General features: G+C 43.8%; 18 protein-coding genes. 5 read left to right on the forward strand and 13 right to left on the reverse strand.

Annotated elements, in window-relative coordinates:
* Nucleotides 1-32: 32 nt before the first annotated feature.
* The 6 genes from trmD to ylxM form a co-directional block, all read right to left on the reverse strand.
* On the reverse strand, nt 33-863 hold the full coding sequence (gene trmD / locus NQ541_RS08360) for a tRNA (guanosine(37)-N1)-methyltransferase TrmD (protein WP_005612011.1): 831 nt from the start codon (nt 861-863) through the stop codon (nt 33-35).
* Nucleotides 863-1372 carry a ribosome maturation factor RimM gene (gene rimM, locus NQ541_RS08365; protein ID WP_023922742.1) on the reverse strand — a complete coding sequence of 170 codons (510 nt, stop codon included), beginning with the start codon at nt 1370-1372 and terminating at the stop codon, nt 863-865. The genes trmD and rimM overlap by 1 nt, the downstream gene beginning before the upstream one ends.
* A 157-nt stretch (nt 1373-1529) precedes the next feature.
* Nucleotides 1530-1757: a KH domain-containing protein gene (locus NQ541_RS08370; RefSeq protein WP_005612005.1), complete on the reverse strand. Its 228-nt coding sequence runs from the start codon at nt 1755-1757 to the stop codon at nt 1530-1532.
* A gap of 30 nt (nt 1758-1787) precedes the next feature.
* Nucleotides 1788-2033 carry a 30S ribosomal protein S16 gene (gene rpsP / locus NQ541_RS08375; RefSeq protein ID WP_005612004.1) on the reverse strand — a complete coding sequence of 82 codons (246 nt, stop codon included), beginning with the start codon at nt 2031-2033 and terminating at the stop codon, nt 1788-1790.
* A 124-nt stretch (nt 2034-2157) separates the two neighbouring features.
* Nucleotides 2158-3513 (reverse strand): signal recognition particle protein, encoded by a 1356-nt coding sequence (gene ffh / locus NQ541_RS08380; protein ID WP_005612002.1) that lies wholly within the window; start codon nt 3511-3513, stop codon nt 2158-2160.
* Nucleotide 3514: 1 nt separating this feature from the next.
* Complete coding sequence (gene ylxM / locus NQ541_RS08385) at nt 3515-3865, reverse strand: YlxM family DNA-binding protein (RefSeq protein WP_044940922.1); 351 nt, start codon at nt 3863-3865, stop codon at nt 3515-3517.
* Between the two features lie 161 nt (nt 3866-4026).
* Between ylxM and NQ541_RS08390 the strand changes: the two genes are divergently transcribed.
* A complete protein-coding gene (locus NQ541_RS08390; protein ID WP_044940919.1) occupies nt 4027-4989 on the forward strand; it encodes a S8 family peptidase in 963 nt (320 codons plus the stop codon).
* A 72-nt stretch (nt 4990-5061) separates the two neighbouring features.
* Complete coding sequence (locus NQ541_RS08395; protein ID WP_023922732.1) at nt 5062-5340, forward strand: hypothetical protein; 279 nt, start codon at nt 5062-5064, stop codon at nt 5338-5340.
* A 137-nt stretch (nt 5341-5477) separates the two neighbouring features.
* On the opposite strand, the gene NQ541_RS08400 is transcribed toward NQ541_RS08395, so the two are convergent.
* Nucleotides 5478-5633, reverse strand: a complete 156-nt coding sequence (locus NQ541_RS08400; RefSeq protein ID WP_005611993.1) for a hypothetical protein — start codon at nt 5631-5633, stop codon at nt 5478-5480.
* Nucleotides 5634-5741: 108 nt separating this feature from the next.
* Between NQ541_RS08400 and NQ541_RS08405 the strand changes: the two genes are divergently transcribed.
* On the forward strand, nt 5742-6542 hold the full coding sequence (locus NQ541_RS08405; protein ID WP_207635042.1) for a hypothetical protein: 801 nt from the start codon (nt 5742-5744) through the stop codon (nt 6540-6542).
* Nucleotides 6424-6681, forward strand: a complete 258-nt coding sequence (locus NQ541_RS13190) for a hypothetical protein (protein WP_226980140.1) — start codon at nt 6424-6426, stop codon at nt 6679-6681. Before NQ541_RS08405 ends, NQ541_RS13190 begins: the two co-directional genes overlap by 119 nt.
* A 754-nt stretch (nt 6682-7435) precedes the next feature.
* On the opposite strand, the gene NQ541_RS08415 is transcribed toward NQ541_RS13190, so the two are convergent.
* Together NQ541_RS08415 and NQ541_RS08420 are read right to left on the reverse strand one after the other, a co-directional pair.
* Nucleotides 7436-8152, reverse strand: a complete 717-nt coding sequence (locus tag NQ541_RS08415) for a tRNA 2-thiocytidine biosynthesis TtcA family protein (protein WP_005611984.1) — start codon at nt 8150-8152, stop codon at nt 7436-7438.
* A 26-nt stretch (nt 8153-8178) separates the two neighbouring features.
* The gene (locus NQ541_RS08420; protein ID WP_044905599.1) at nt 8179-8661 is read right to left on the reverse strand and encodes an acyl-CoA thioesterase; all 483 of its coding nucleotides are present in this window, start codon (nt 8659-8661) and stop codon (nt 8179-8181) included.
* 316 nt (nt 8662-8977) lie between these two features.
* On the opposite strand from NQ541_RS08420, the gene NQ541_RS08425 reads away from it, so the two are divergent.
* Nucleotides 8978-9706, forward strand: a complete 729-nt coding sequence (locus tag NQ541_RS08425) for a tRNA pseudouridine synthase A (RefSeq protein WP_005611973.1) — start codon at nt 8978-8980, stop codon at nt 9704-9706.
* 94 nt (nt 9707-9800) lie between these two features.
* Here NQ541_RS08425 and carB read toward each other — a convergent pair whose 3' ends face one another.
* The 4 genes from carB to NQ541_RS08450 form a co-directional block, all read right to left on the reverse strand.
* On the reverse strand, nt 9801-13004 hold the full coding sequence (carB, locus tag NQ541_RS08430) for a carbamoyl-phosphate synthase large subunit (RefSeq protein WP_005611971.1): 3204 nt from the start codon (nt 13002-13004) through the stop codon (nt 9801-9803).
* A complete protein-coding gene (locus tag NQ541_RS08435; protein WP_044905598.1) occupies nt 13004-14074 on the reverse strand; it encodes a carbamoyl phosphate synthase small subunit in 1071 nt (356 codons plus the stop codon). Before NQ541_RS08435 ends, carB begins: the two co-directional genes overlap by 1 nt.
* Before the next feature lie 398 nt (nt 14075-14472).
* The gene (locus NQ541_RS08445) at nt 14473-15789 is read right to left on the reverse strand and encodes a transglutaminase domain-containing protein (protein WP_049931305.1); all 1317 of its coding nucleotides are present in this window, start codon (nt 15787-15789) and stop codon (nt 14473-14475) included.
* A 51-nt stretch (nt 15790-15840) separates the two neighbouring features.
* Nucleotides 15841-17106, reverse strand: coding sequence for a peptidoglycan-binding domain-containing protein (locus NQ541_RS08450; protein ID WP_005611962.1), 1266 nt, complete (start codon nt 17104-17106; stop codon nt 15841-15843).
* Nucleotides 17107-17153: the final 47 nt, after the last annotated feature.

Genomic DNA, 17153 nt, shown 5'->3' on the forward strand with positions numbered 1-17153 from the left:
TTTTCTTATATTTTCAAGCATTTATTTTATTTTTAATCATTTATCTGGTCTTTCAGCCATTTTTTTTCTTTTTCTGTCAGATTACTCTTCTCCAACAGATCCGGTCTTCTCTCATAAGTACGGAGGATTGACTGTTCTCTCCGCCATTTTTCAATATTTGCATGATGTCCTGACATCAGAACCGGTGGCACTTTCTTTCCATGCCACTCTTCCGGTCTGGAATACTGCGGATACTCCAGCAGATTATCCTGAAAAGATTCAAACTCCGCAGATACATTGTTATGAAGCACGCCCGGTACTAATCTGGAAATCGCATCGACCATTACCATCGCCGGCAGTTCTCCGCCCGTCAGCACATAATCTCCAATCGATACATAATCCGTCACGATTTCTTCCAGTACCCGTTCATCAATTCCTTCATAATGTCCGCATAAAAGCACCAGGTCTTCTTCCTTTGCAAGTTCCTCCGCCATTCCCTGGCTGAACACATCTCCCTGTGGAGAAAGATAAACGACCCTGAGCTTTTTCTCTTTCACCGGCTCTTCTTCTGATCCAGTCACCGGTTTTTCTTCCAGTTGTTCTGCTTCTGCCGGCTCTTCTGTCTCTGCCTCTGCCGGTTTTCTTTCAGCGATCTTTTTTCTGACAGCTTCATATGCCAGATAGACCGGTTCTGCCTGCATCAGCATCCCGGCTCCGCCACCATAGGGATAATCATCCACGCTTTGATGCTTATTAAACGCATAGTCCCTGATATTAATTGCTTCAATCGACAAAAGTCCGTTACTTATTGCCCTGCCTGTAATACTGGTATTCAGTCCCTGCTCTATCATTTCCGGAAAAAGGGTCAGTATATGAAAATTCATCAGATCAGTCCCTCCATCAGATGTACCGTCATTTTTTTCTCTTCCGGGTCTACTTCCAGGATACACTCATGGATTGCCGGGAGAAGCACCTCTCCGTACCTTTCTGACTGTACGATGTAAACTTCATTTGCCCCTGTCTCCATCACGTCCTTCAGTACGCCAAAACGTTCTTCACTTTCGTCTGTATAGACATCCATTCCGATCAGATCCCCGATATAATACTCATCCTCTTCCAGTTCAACTGCATTCTCCCTGGCGACAAACAGACTCTTTCCCTTATATTTTTCAATGTCATTGATATCATCGATCCCTTTAAATTTCACGATCACAAACTGCTTAAAAAAACGGACTGACTGGATTTCAAGATCCAGCTTTTCTTTTCCTGTATCAAGGATGACTTCTTTCAATGTCTGAAACCTTGCAGCATCATCTGTTGTCGGAAAAACTTTTACTTCACCGCGAAGTCCGTGAGTCGATGAAATGACTCCCACCTGTAAAAACTGCTCCATTGCCCTGTTCTCCTTTTGTTCACTCAATCTGCTCTGCTAAGCCCTGCATCTGTCCCCTTCCGGCTTTCTCCCTGCTTTTTCAGTTTTACCACAGTTTCGGCAGAAAAGAAAAGGGCAGTTCCATCCTTGCGGATGACTGTCCCTTCCTCTGTGCTGCTTAGATAATATCTATAACAACTTTCTTGTCTTCCTTTGCTGCTGCGGCTTTTACAACCGAACGGATCGCTTTTGCGATACGTCCCTGCTTACCGATTACTTTTCCCATGTCGCTTTCTGCAACATGAAGTTCCAGTACTGTGGTTCTGCCTTCCTGCTTCTCACTGACAGAGACTTCATCCGGGCAGTCCACCAAAGCCTTTGCGATTACTTCAACTAATTCTTTCATGACACTCGCACCTCCGTGGAGACAGAATAATTATTTCTCGATTCCTGCTGCCTTGAAGATCTTTCCAACAACTTCTGTCGGCTGAGCACCATTATTGAGCCATTTCTTAGCTGCTTCTTCGTCTACTTTGAATACGCTTGGCTCCTGATTCGGATCATATGTTCCGATCTCTTCGATAAATCTTCCATCTCTTGGTGATCTGGAATCTGCTACTACGATTCTGTAAAAAGGAGCTTTCTTTTGTCCCATTCTTCTTAATCTGATCTTTACTGCCATTTCTTTCACCTCATCATTTTATTTGTATATTGTTAATCTATAATAAACTGTCCTGCCGATGACAGAAGGTTTCTTTATGCTGATTCAGGCACAGCACAAGCCACCGGCGGTTACAGCTTATGTGTCAAAAGGGGAGCCTGAACCTGCCCCTTTTTCCACCTTTTCCACCCATCAGCCCAGGAAGCTTCTTCATCATCTTCCTTGACTCGTTGAACTGCTTCACCATGCGGTTTACGTCTGCAATATCAACGCCTGCACCTTTCGCAATACGGTGCTTTCTGGAGGGATTTAAAAGATCCGGATTCCGCCGTTCCTCAGGAGTCATGGAAAAGATCATAGCCTCCATCTGTGCCATCTTCTTCTCACTTTCCTCTGAATCAAGATCCGGCATCTTTCCTGCCATATTGCCCATTCCCGGCATCATTCCCATAATGCTTGAAAGACCGCCCATCTTCCGCATCTGCTCCATGCTGTCGAGATAGTCCTCGAAGTCAAACTGGGCTTTCTTCATCTTGTCAGCCATCTTTTTGGCTTTCTCTTCATCCAGTTCTGCCCCCGCTTTTTCAATCAGGGAAAGAACATCTCCCATTCCAAGAATCCTGGATGCCATTCTGTCAGGATAAAACTGTTCCAGATCGGAAAGCTTTTCTCCCATACCGACGTAAAGGATTGGTCTTCCCGTCACTGCCTTGATAGACAATGCCGCACCACCTCTTGTATCACCGTCCAGTTTGGTAACGATGACTCCGTCGATTCCAATCTTATCGTTAAAGGAGCTTGCAACATTCACTGCATCCTGTCCGGTCATTGCATCAACAACCAGAATCGTCTGATGAACTGTCACCGCTTCTTTTATTTCCTGAAGTTCTGCCATCATATCCTCATCAATATGCAGACGACCTGCTGTATCGAGGATTACGATATTATTTCCATTCTTTGCTGCATGTTCCATCGCAGCTTTGGCAATATCCGCAGGTTTATTTTTATTTCCCATTGAGAAAACTTCCACGCCCTGCTTCTCGCCATTTATCTCCAACTGCTTGATCGCAGCCGGACGATACACATCACAGGCTACAAGTAAAGGTTTCTTTCCTTTTAACTTGAACTTTCCTGCCAGCTTTGCTGTTGTCGTGGTCTTACCTGCTCCCTGAAGACCAGCCATCATAATGACCGTAATCGCACTTCCCGGCTGCAACTTGATCTCTGTTGTCTCAGATCCCATCAGCCTGATCAGCTCTTCATTTACAATCTTGATGACCATCTGTCCCGGATTCAGACCGTTCATTACATCCTGACCGATCGCTCTTTCCTGCACATCTTTAATGAAGCCTTTTACTACCTTGAAGTTTACATCCGCCTCAAGGAGTGCCATCTTGACTTCCCGGAGTGCCGCCTTGACATCAGCCTCTGTCAGTCTTCCTTTACTACGCAGGTTCTTAAATACATTTTGAAGTTTTTCACTTAAGCTGTCAAATGCCATCCTATAACTCCTCTATGATATTGTCCGCTATCCGGCGAACCTTTTTCACGATCTCTTCCGGATCTTTTCCGTCCTCTTCCCACTCTGCCAGTGTCTTATCGATGAGACTGATCTTTTCTTTCACTGAAAGGAACTTTTCTACAAGATGAAGCTTTGCCTCATACCCTTCAAGAATCTTCTGACACCGCTTCACGAGATCATGCACCCCCTGTCGGCTGATGCCTTTCATCTGTGCGATCTCACTGAGCGAATAATCTTCCAGAACAACCTGCTCATATACATCTTTCTGATGCTCTGTCAGCAGTTCTCCGTAGAAATCATACAATAATGCCTGCTCTAAAAACTTATTCATTATCTTCACCTCTGCTATCATACAGGAAAGGATTCTTCTTGTCAAGTATTTTTTCTTTACATCTTACATTTCACCTTTCAATCTTTTTCCCCGGTAAATTTCCCCGGCAGATAACACCATGTGATTCTCTTATGAATACATTAAATAAAAAGGACTTTCCTATGAAATGGGTTAAACAAACCATTCATTACTGGTGCGACGATACCCGCTCAAAACATTGCCTGGGAAACGGGATCTGTGCAGCAATCTTAGATACCGGAATATCAGCCCACCCTGATTTTTCTGGCCGTATCCTTGATTTCCGGGATTTTACTTCTTCCACTCCCTCTGTTTCACTTCATGATGACAGTGGTCATGGGACTCATGTTGCAGGCATCCTTGCCGGAAGTGGTCAGGTCTCTTCCGGTCTTTATGCCGGTATTGCACCTGATACGGATCTTCTGATCTGTAAAGTCCTCGACCACGAAGGAAACGGAAACATCCAGACTGTATTGAAAGGGATCGACTGGATTTTGAAAATAAAAGATTCTTATCCTCTTCACCTTGTAAATATTTCTGTCGGCGGTCGGCCCACACTTCCTTCCGGGCAGAAAAAACTTCTTCTTGATGCAGTGGAACATCTGTGGGATCTTGGACTGACGGTTGTAGTTTCTTCGGGCAATTACGGACCTCGCCCCGGTACGGTCGCTGTTCCCGGCACAAGCCCCAAAGTAATCACTGTCGGTGTTCCTGATACTTTGCCACTTTTTCGGACAGGACATTCCTCTTCCAATTATTCCGGCCGCGGACCGACCGACCACTGCATAAAGAAACCGGATGTATTTGCTCCCGGTACAGGAATCATCAGTTGCAACAGCCGTTATATTTCTTCCATGCAGTCTGCTTCTGTGCGTCCATCTCTTTTTCAACGTCCGACTTTCCTTTCTTCACAGCCCTATATTGCCAAGACCGGAACTTCCATGGCAACGCCCGTCGTAACCGGTGCTATCGCCTGCCTGTTTTCCAAATATCCCGATCTTTCAAATGTAGAAGCGAAACTCCGGCTTCACAACTCCTGTCAGCCGATCCCCGGCACAGAATCCGGCTGGGGATTACTCCATGTTGCAAATCTGCTAAATTCTTAAATCCTACCGGAACACTTTTTTGTCTCCGGCATACTATAAAATTGTAAAATAAATCTATCTGGAGGATTTAACATGAGTGAATTAACAGCTACAAACTGCGGATGCGGATGTGACAACGGATGTGGTAACGGATGTGGTAACGGAATGAATTCCTGCTTATGGATCATTCTTCTTCTCATCTGCTGTGGCGGATGCGGCAATGGATTTGGATGCAACAATGGTTGTGGCGGCGATAACAGTTGTCTGTGGATCATCCTGCTTCTTATCTGCTGCGGTGGATGCGGCAACGGACTTGGTCTCAACAACGGTTGTGGTAATGGATGCGGATGCAACAGCGGTTGCGGATGCTGATTCTTTTGATTTTCTGAAACATTTCTGCTTTTTCATCATAAGTATTACTTTTGCAAGAGGGGACTTCTTCACCCCCTCTTTCTTTTATCACATACACTTCCTTCGAATCACACTTTGTATCTCTGCGTTCTGTTAGTTTACTTTTTTGTATCTTCCTTCGGATATTTACCGGCCACCCAGCCTTCTGCTTCTCGCTTTTCTTCTTCATCTGTCTGATCCAGTCTTTTTCTGAGCATACATTCTTCATCCAGTTCATAGACTGCATTTCCTTCAATGATCAGTTTTCCTGACATCTGTTTTTCCTCTTTTCTTTTTATTTTGTTCTTTCTTATTATAGTATGAACATTTTTTTAAAAAGCTACGCATATATATTTACAACGCCGCAGTCAGGAACTCTTTTTATGGATAAACCTTCTCCCATGACGCTTCTTGATGAACTCACAACCCCGGTACAGTTTCGTATTCTGAAACTCCTGCTCCCTTTTTTTTCCTTTTCTCAGCAACGTATGCTTGCCACATGGATTAAATTTTCGGAGCTTCAGAGAACTTTGGAACTATTTTCTTCCAGGTATACTTTCTCAGAATCACCTTTAAAAGCACATTCCTTATCCGCTTCCTTTTCTTATGAAGAAATTCTTGAGGTACTCGCCCCTTATCTGACTGAATCTGAGCGTCAGATGAGTGAAAATCTGAAAAACATGAAAGAAATGCTGTCTATGGTGCAGTTATTTCAGGATTTCTCTCCCGACCCTGGAAATTGGGGATTCGGAAATAATTCTGAAAATGAATTTGAAAACAGGTTCGGAAATGGATTTGAAAATGAATCTGCAAACGAATTTAAAAACAAGTTCCGAAATGAATCTTCAGATCCGCCTCCACCGGAACCATCCTTTGAAAACACCCGGGACTCTCCTCTCAGTTTTCTTATGAATCTGCTTACTCCTGAACAACGCAACACTTTCAATACCTGTAATGAACTTTTTGCACATGCACTGACCCCTTCCACTGCGTCAGCCGATATTTCTCAACCGCTAAATCAGAAAGGAGATTTAACAAATGGAACAATGGATGAACCATCCTGCAATGAAATCAATCGACCCAGCCAAGCTGGAACTGATCAGACTGGCAGCACAACAGACCCAGGGCAAGACCGGACGCAATCTCGCCCCGGTCATGCTCAGTCTGATCACCAATGCCAATAGAAAAGGGCTTCGCTTTACTCCTGAAGAAGTTTCTCTGATTCTGGAAGTTCTAAAAGAGGGAAAGTCCCCAGAAGAGCAGGCTCAGATCGACCGGATGATGGAAATGACCAGAGCTGTATTCAGAAAACATCTTGGGTGAAATTTGTAGTTGTTGGAGTGAAAATGTTTCGGCAGTCAGAAAGTATCTGATGAAAAAACGTTCATATCCGCCCTTGCTGTTGCATCGCAGTGCAGGACCCGCTTTACCTCAGCCCGTTGACAACTTGTAACAGGAACGTGGAAACACTCGTGCAGAGGCACTCCTGTTTACGTTCCTTAACAAGTTGGGCAAAGTGTCTTCGGAACGCTCCTTGTCAATGCACTGCTCACGCAACAGCAAGGGCGGATATTAGGCTTTTCAAATCAGAAAATTTTCCCTCATGCCAAAACAGTTTCTCCCAACAAACACGAAATTCCAATAAGAAATAAAGAGCCGGATGGCTATCGACTAAGATAAATGCTCCATCAAATAGTAAATACAATATCTATTATCTGATATTTACGATCGAATATCTTAGTCAATAGCCATCCGGCTTTTTTCTATTCTTTTTAAATTTGCATTGTTGAGTGAATACGCTGTGGAGCTAAAAACTTCTTATCGAGATGGTCAGCGGAAAGCAGAGTGTTCCTGAGCAGGTGCATTAGCAGGAGCGTTCCGAAGACACTTTGCAGCGTTTGTTAGAGAAAGTAAATTGAGTGCCTTTGCACGAAGATTTCCACTTTCGAGTTACAAACGGTCAACGGGCTGAGGTAAAGCGGGCCTGCACCGCGAAGGAATATCTCTGCTTTCCGCGTCCGCTTCGCCATAAAGAAGTCTTTTGCTTTACAAGCGTATCATTCCAACAACTACAAATTTATCCCGGCCAATCCGAAAATCTTCCATTCACAATCGCATGCATCATCCTGTCCTTTGCCCCAGGTGTCTCCCTGTTAATCTGCTCCATAAGCTGCCTGGCATATTCTCTTTTTGTCGATCCGTCTACCGGGCATGCATTTTTCACAATCTGGATTCCCTGTTCCACTACAAAATTGGCAACTCCTTTTTCCGGAACATACATCATCGGACGAATCACCGTTACTCCGGCTTCAGGCAGAACCGTCATCGGTGGAAATGCATAAAATCTTCCCTCATAGATCAGAGACATGAGAGCGGTCTCTATGAAATCATCTTTGTTATGTGCATAGGCTATTTTATTGATTCCAAGCTCAGCTAACTGTTTATACATGGCACCTTTTCTCAGCTTCGCACACAGAGAGCAGGGTCTTATCTCCGGATTTTCCTGAAAGACAATCTCGGCAATCTTTGTGTCCACCTGCTCATATGGGATTTTCAGACTGTCGCAGAAATCTGAAACACCGGTAAAATCCATTCCCTCAAATCCCACATTGCATGTAATCGCAGATAATTCAAAGTTTTTCGGATAAAATCTCTGCAACTGCCTCATCGCATAAAGTAATGTCAGAGAATCCTTTCCTCCTGAGACTCCCACAGCAACTCTGTCTCCGTCTTCCAGCATATGATACTCCTCAATGGCCTGACGAATCAGACTTAATAATTTTTGTTGCTTCACTGCGTATCACCTCAACAATTCTCTTTTCAAAAACCTTCCTTCCGCCTGTGCATCCTCATTTCTCTTCTCTTTTCCGCTGCTTCCCATTCTGCTTTTTCTTCTTCTGACTTGATAGTGAGCCTTGGTATTCTGCATGGTTTATCCTTCTCATCCAGTCCTACCATTGTAAAATAAGCTCGATTAATTGGATAACGCATTCCGTCTGAAAGATGCTCCACATAAGTATCCACCCGCACTTCCATAGAAGAATTTCCGACATAGGTTGCTTTTCCAATGATGACAACCATTTCTCCCTGATATGCACCATGAATGAATCTGAGGTTGTCAACAGAAGCCGTAATGACATTTCCTCTGATATGGCGTTTTGCTACAAGTCCCGCAACTTCGTCCAGCCACTGCATCAGTTGTCCTCCGAACAATCTGCCTGCTGCATTCATATGGTTCGGGCGTACCATATGGACTGTCTCTACCCGCGAATCCGATACGGTTCTTTCTATTTCCCGTTCCATTTCATGTTCTTTTTTTATTTTATTTTCTATTTCTTGTTCCTTTTTTATTTCTTTTTTCATTTCATTCATTTTCGTTCACCTCATAATTTCTGACAGCTTTTATCATATCATTCTTTTCTCTGCTTGTCATGTGATTGTTCCGGTTCCCTTCGGGCAAAATACTCATTACTGCTGACAGTGCCTGGGCCAGACAATATAGCTCAGAAAAATCTGCATTGTACTCTGTACTTTTCTGGTATTTTTTATTAAAATAAGTACGTCTGAAAATATTAATTTTCTGATACAAACATTCTTATGAATCACTGAGGATTTTACCATGAATAATTTTAAAATGACTCTTCAATATGACGGAACCCGTTACCTCGGATGGACAAAAAATGAAAAATCAGTAAAAACTGTCAGTTATAAACTGGAGCAGGTTCTTACGCGACTGCTCGGACAGCCTGTAACACTTCATGCGGCCGTCAGAACCGAACCGTGTGTACACGCTTCCTGTCAGGTCTGTTCTTTTGAAGCAGATTTACCATTTTCACCGGAAGTACTGAAAAAGCAGATGAACCAGTATCTTCCCATGGATATCAAAGTACTTTCTCTTTTACCGGTTTCCGGACGTTTCCGTGCGGATCTCGGAATCCGTGCTTATACTTACGAATACAATGTCTGCACGGCTTCGGTTTATGATGTATTCCATTCCAGATATCAGGCTCATTTTTTTCCTGCTCCTGACCTTGCTTTGATGAAGCAGGCTGCTTCCTGTCTGATCGGGAAGCATGATTTTCAATCTTTTTCCCCTGTACGGAAAAAGAAAGGGACAAAAAAAGAACTGCTTTATCTTGATTTTATACAGAATAAAGAACAGCTTTCCTTCCGCCTTACGGCAAATGCGTTTCTTCCTTCCATGCCACAGCTCATTGTCGGCACATTACTGGAAATCGGTCAGGGAAAGCGTTCCCCTGACTGTATTCTTTCTATTTTTGAAGGAAATGAAACTCCCGGAAATTTCTGTCCGTCTGATGGATTATTTCTGACAGAAATCCAATATTGAAAATATGGAATATTTTCCCCGATGCCAAAAAATCCCGCTCCATCAGGAACGGGATTTTTTATGGCTTATTTCTTCTCTCTTACTCTGCCTGCTTTTACTGTACTGTCGCAATATCGATCAGTGTCAGCTTCTTAATATCTGTATTTTCCAGACTGGTGATCAGTGCATGAGCTGTATCGATGGCAGTCAGGACATTCACTCCTGTCTCGATCGCATTTCTGCGGATCACGAATCCATCTTTGGAATGTTCTGCTCCCTGTGCCGGAATATCGATAACCAGATCGATCTTATGTCCAAGGATCAGATCCAGAAGATTCGGTGACTCCTGCTCAATCTTGCGAACCGGAGTTGCTTTCACTCCCGCTTCATTTAAGGCACGTGCAGTTCCGCTTGTAGCGAAGATATGGTATCCGATCTTTTCAAATCTTCTTCCGATCTCTACTGCATCTGCATGATCCTCATCACGAACTGTCATGATCATATTCTTGAATTTTGGAAGTTTGATTCCTGCTCCAAGGAATGCTTTATAAAGAGCTTCATCAAATGTCTTTGCAATACCCAGACACTCTCCTGTGGACTTCATCTCAGGTCCAAGGCTGATATCTGCACCGCGGATCTTCTCAAAGGAGAATACCGGCATCTTGACTGCTACATAATCTGCCTCCGGCTGAAGTCCCGGTGTATAACCAAGTTCTTTGATCTTCTTTCCGATGATCACCTGCGTAGCAAGCGGTACAATCGGGATTCCTGTTACCTTACTGATATACGGAACAGTACGGCTGGAACGCGGATTTACCTCAATTACATATACATCCTCTTCGCCGCATACAATAAACTGGATATTGATCATTCCGATTACATGCAGTGACTTTGCAAGTCTTCTTGTATATTCTGCGATCTTTGCCTTTGCACCGTCCGTCAGGCTCTGTGCCGGATATACCGAAATACTGTCTCCTGAATGGATACCTGCACGCTCGATATGCTCCATGATTCCCGGAATCAGGATATCATCTCCGTCGCATACTGCATCGACCTCGATCTCTTTTCCTTGAAGATATTTATCAACAAGGATCGGATGATCCTGTGCGATCCGGTTGATAATGCCGATAAACTCATCAATATCATTATCATTGATGGCAATCTGCATTCCCTGTCCTCCAAGTACATAGGAAGGACGAACCAGAACCGGATATCCAAGTCTGTTGGCAACCTCTTTTGCTTCCTCAGCCGTAAATACAGTACCACCTGTCGGACGTGGGATCTGACACTCCTCAAGAATCTCATCAAAGAGTTCTCGGTCTTCTGCTTTATCTACATTTTCTGCGGATGTTCCAAGGATCGGAACTCCCATCTTCATCAGTGCTTCTGTCAGCTTGATCGCTGTCTGTCCACCGAACTGGACAACTGCTCCATCCGGCTTCTCAATATCAACGATACTCTCTACATCTTCCGGTGTCAGCGGCTCAAAATACAGCTTATCAGCAATATCAAAGTCTGTACTTACTGTCTCCGGGTTATTATTTACAATGATCGTTTCATATCCTTCTTTTGCAAATGCCCATGTACAATGTACAGAACAGAAGTCAAACTCGATTCCCTGTCCGATACGGATCGGACCTGATCCAAGGACAAGAACTTTCTTCTTCGCATCTGTCTTTTCAACTTCATTCTCACTACCATAAACGGAATAGTAGTATGGAGTCTCTGCCGCGAACTCCGCCGCACAGGTATCTACGATCTTATATGCTGCCACGATACCATTTTCATGACGCATATCATGGATCTCTTGCTCTGTCTTTCCTGTCAGTTCAGCGATCACATTGTCAGGGAACTCAATTCTCTTAGCTTCTTTCAGAAGTTCCGGTGTGAGTTCCTGGGTCTTCAGTGCTGTCTCCATCTCTGTGATGATCGCAAATTTATCAATGAACCACTTGTCAACCTTTGTAATGTTGTGGATCACATCATAATCCACACCTCTTCTGCAGGCCTCCGCAATTCTCCACATACGCATATCATCAACGATCTCCAGTTGCTCCAGGAGTTCGTCATCTGTCAGACCGGTGAAATCATAGGACATCAGACTGTCTACATGTTGCTCCAGTGAACGGATTGCTTTCATCAAAGCTCCTTCAAAGTTATTGCAGATACTCATAACCTCTCCGGTTGCTTTCATCTGAGTCGTAAGAGTTCTCTTTGCACTGATAAACTTATCAAATGGAAGACGCGGAATCTTTACAACTACATAATCAAGCATTGGCTCGAAACTTGCGTAGGTCTTCTTTGTGATTGCATTCTGGATCTCATCCAGATTATATCCAAGAGCGATCTTTGCCGCAACTTTGGCGATCGGGTATCCTGTTGCCTTAGAAGCAAGTGCGGAAGAACGGCTTACACGAGGATTTACCTCGATAACGCAATATTCAAATGTCTCCGGATGAAGAGCATACTGTACGTTACATCCACCTGTAATATTCAGTTCACTGATGATATTCAGTGCGGAGGTACGAAGCATCTGATACTCTTTATCTCCCAGCGTCTGCGATGGAGCTACTACGATACTGTCTCCTGTATGGACACCCACCGGATCAATATTTTCCATATTACATACCGTAATGCAGTTTCCATTTCCGTCACGCATTACCTCATACTCGATCTCTTTCCATCCTGCAATACAGCGTTCTACAAGGACCTGACCTACACGGGAAAGACGAAGTCCGTTCTCAAGGATCTCTACCAACTGATGAGGATCATGGGCAATACCACCGCCACTTCCGCCAAGTGTATAAGCCGGACGGAGAACAACCGGATATCCGATCTCATTTGCAAATGCAAGACCATCTTCCACATTTTCAACAACCAGTGAAGCGGCAACCGGTTCACCGATCTTTTCCATCGTTGCTTTAAACTCAAGACGATCCTCCGCTTTCTTGATCGTCTCAGAAGTTGTTCCGATCAGACGAACCCCATTTTCTTTCAGGAATCCAGCCTCCTCAAGCTCCATGGCAAGGTTCAGTCCTGCCTGTCCTCCCAGAGTAGGAAGTACGCTGTCCGGTTTTTCTTTCTTGATCAACTGCTCAACCACTTCTACTGTCAGAGGTTCAATATATACTCTGTCTGCAATATCCTTATCCGTCATGATCGTAGCCGGATTAGAGTTCAGCAGAACAACTTCGATTCCTTCTTCTTTCAGAGAACGGCACGCCTGGGTTCCTGCATAGTCAAACTCCGCTGCCTGCCCGATGACGATCGGACCCGAACCAATCACTAATACTTTCTTAATACTATTATCTCTTGGCATTATTTCGTCCCTCCCATCATCTCAATGAATCTGTCGAACAGGTATCCTGAATCCTGCGGTCCCGGACAAGCTTCCGGATGGAACTGCACCGTAAAGATATTCTTTCCTACATATGCAAGTCCCTCATTCGTTCCATCATTTACATTCTTAAATGCCGGAACTGCAATCTTTGGATCTACATTCTCATCATCTACTACATAACCATGGTTCTGGGATGAAATATAGACACGTCCGGTCTGAAGATCTTTCACCGGATGATTTCCTCCACGGTGTCCGTATTTCAGCTTATGCGTTGTCGCACCGGTAGCCAGAGCCATTAACTGATGACCCAGACAAATAGCAAAAATCGGGATATCTGTATTGTATAATTTTCTGATTTCCTCAATAATTGATGTGCAGTCTGCCGGATCTCCAGGTCCATTAGAAAGCATGATGCCGTCCGGATTAGAAGAAATAATTTCTTCTGCCGGTGTATGTGCCGGATAAACCGTCACTTCGCATCCACGCCTGTTCAAAGATTTTGCAATATTATTCTTTGCTCCAAGATCAAGAAGTGCAACTTTCTTTCCATTTCCTTCCAATACATATTTTTCGGCACATGTCACCTTTGATACGACATCACCGACCGTATATGCCTTTAACTTCGGTAAGATCTCATCAAGATTATAATTCTCATTCGTCGTGATCATACCGTTCATAGTTCCTTTTTCTCTCAGGATTTTTGTCAGAGCACGTGTATCCACCCCTGCAATTCCCGGAATATCCTGTTCTTTAAGGAAATCCTGAATTGTGCCTTCGCATCTGAAATTGCTCGGCATACGGGACAGTTCTCTCACAATATAGCCGTCAGGCCATGCCTTCCTAGACTCCATGTCCGGTGTGATACCATAGTTACCGATCAGCGGATAGGTCATGACAACAGCCTGTCCTGCATAAGAAGGGTCCGTCAACACCTCCAGATAACCTGTCATCGAGGTATTAAATACGATCTCACTGATCATATCCTTCGTCGAACCAATGCTTGTTCCTGTAAACACAGTACCGTCTTCCAAAATAAGAAACGCTTTCATCTGTTCACCCTTTCCCTTCGTAAAATTTATCTTTGCATAGGGAGAATCTGCCACCTGCAGTTTCTCTTACATACTTTGACATAGTAAAGGCACTCTTGGAGTCTTTCGTTCCAGAGCGCCCACTTTCTCAAATTGTAAAAATTATACTACACTTGAGACCATATTTCAACATTATTTTTAATGTATAATTATAAAGATGTTGGGGTCAAAAGCCCCCAACAATGATGCCAACGGATTGTTTCGTGCTACGCACTCCCACAATCCTACCCGCTATTCGCATATCATGGTGCTTACGCCCCACTTTTATGCTCATATCTGGGCGGGTCTCAAGGTCATTCTACCACCAGTGTGCAAGCACACGTGGTTTCAGACCTTTTGACCCTGACATCTTATAAATTTCAGTTTCCGGTGTATTCGAAATACTGCCAATCGACTGTGATTCTGTAATGCTCCGTATATTCTGAATAGCTGTACCGTACCCGGCTGAAGCCATAATATTGTGCCAGCCCCTGGGATGCCTGTGGGAGAAGATTATTGATGATATCCTCTCTCGCCTGTGCATATACATCCGGATTTGAAAATTCACAGGTGAAAGAATCTTCTTTTTTCTGATAACTTTCTTTCATCTTTTCCATTAATGTAGCTGCATCATAACTTTCATAATACATATTGTTCAGTTTAAAATAATTCAGATTGTCTGAATCACAGACCGGATAATCAGTCACCGCTTTTATCGTATGGTTGCGGTACATCTTTTCATCTGAAGTACATAAGTAATCATAATTAATATTATTTCCCGCATTCGTTTCCGGATTTTCTGTCTGGTCATAAATCGGATCTCCCCATGTCGTGTCTATCTGATAATACTTTCCATTGCACTTGACGATATTCCATGCATGGGCTTCATTATTTTCTCCAGCCGTTCCCTCAACATATAAACATTGAATTCCAAGCTTTTCAAGAAGAAGCTGCGTAGAACGTGCATAACCTGCACAGACAGAACGCTTTCCCACCAATGCACTATATACATTCTGGTTATCCGCAGCATTTTTATCATAATCAACCGTATTGACAAGATATTCAAAAACTGCTTTTATTTTGGTATAATCATCTGCATCTTTGTCTATTCCACTCAGGCACTGCCCAACAGCTTCATCAACCTGGTTTTGTCGTACATCTCTTTCCGCTTTGGTACATGTATACCCCGGTGAAATTTCTGTCCTGTTCTCACTTAGATACTTACTTCCACTCCAGCTCCGATCGCACCAGAAAAGAGTCGGCATATCATACATAATATATTCAAATACCTTTTGCAATTTCGTATCATCTGCCGTACTTACATGAATCACCGTCTCCATATCTTCCAGACCTTTAAGTATTTCTTTATAATACTTCTGTTCTTCTGCACTCAGTTTCTGATAATAATACTTTTGTGCCAGCTCTTCGGTCATATCCTGATCTGGATCTGCATTTTTCTTTTCATCCGTACTTTTTTTCTGCTTCTTCTGCTCTTCAAGCTTTTTCTTTTCCGCTTCCTTTTTCTTTTCTTCCTTTTTTCTATAATCCGCAATCTGCCCCATCGGATTTTTTTCTTCCGAAGGTCCCGCAGCAAGATTCATACCTACGCATCCTATCCCCAACAGAAAAAGGATCACACAAGCAAGAATCATTCCTTTGGGAAACAGTCCCTTTTCTTCTCGTCCCTGACCGCTCATCTTTCTCTCCATCTCTTTAGTATCAGCTTCTATCTATCCCAGATATCTGCTTTAAACCAACTCTGCAATCCTTGACACCCCTACATAAATCTCTGAGATCTTATACCAGGTAGAATAATCTACTGTTCCTGTCACCGGAAGTCCGAATACTGACTGGAACTTCTCCACTGCCTGTGCTGTTGCAGGTCCATAGATTCCGTCTGCCTCTACTTTCGGGATTGCCGGATATGCCTCGGATATCACCCGGAGCTGTTCCTGCATCTGCAGCACCTTTTCTCCACTGGCCCCCTGCTCCAGTGTGTATCCGGGCCAGGAAGATGGTATTCCCGAGATCTCCTGAGCTGTATTGATATACATGTCATCACCGTAATAATAACGTAAGATTTCTATCGCTGTCAATCCCTGATCCCCCAGTGCTTTTGACCCCCACTGGGTCAACCAGTTCGGGCAGCTCACTCTCCGCCCATCACAATACTGCGTCAGGATCGGCTGCCGCACATTGGGTCTTGAAAGATAATCAGCAAACAGTTCATCCACAATCACAGAAATCGAATCAAAAATATTTCTCTCAGGAATCCACTTATGGTCAAAGGCAGTGGAGGAAGTGATCGTGAAATCATACCCTTTATTTCTGTACCACTCCGTATAAACCCGGTTCAGAGTAAACGACATGATTGCCAGTACATTCGCCCGGATCGTATTTTCCGGCCAGGTCGCATAAATCTCACTGGATGCAACATTCTTGATATAATCTTTATATTTAACATAATAATTGGTTGCGGTTGAATCTCTTGGTGAACCATCATGTACCACAATATACTCCGGCACAACCACACGGCTTAAAACAATCTCCCCCGTCTCTGTCACCGGCTTGATCTCTGCCTCTGCGATCTTCGGGGGATAGTCTCCATATAAAGTATGAGCGGGGATAACGAATACTTGATCCTCTTCCCCGCTCACATCTGCTGGTTTCATCTGTATGTTCTGTATTGCCTTTACATTTGCAAGAATCTCCGTTCCTGCAATATTGACCGGTTCAAATCCCGGTGCTTTGATACTCAGCGTATATTCCGAATATGGCTGTCTGTCTTCTTCTATATCCAGACTCCACTCCTCCGGTGGTGCTGCAAGTTCGATTGTCTCCGTCTGTCCTGATGAATCTGTCTGTATCTTTTCCAGCGTACTTTCCGGTACTCCGGTATACGAAATAGAAATTTCCGCCCGTTCCACCGGAAATGCATTCACCGAGGAAGTAACATTGATCTGAAGCGTTCCTCTGTCAACTGCTTCTGTCTGCATGGCACGTAACTGGCTCATGATCTACTCCATGAAATCTATCATCATCTCTATTATATAAACCGGCT

Origin of the sequence: [Ruminococcus] lactaris ATCC 29176 (genome assembly GCF_025152405.1) — a bacterium.
GTDB lineage: Bacteria > Bacillota > Clostridia > Lachnospirales > Lachnospiraceae > Mediterraneibacter > Mediterraneibacter lactaris.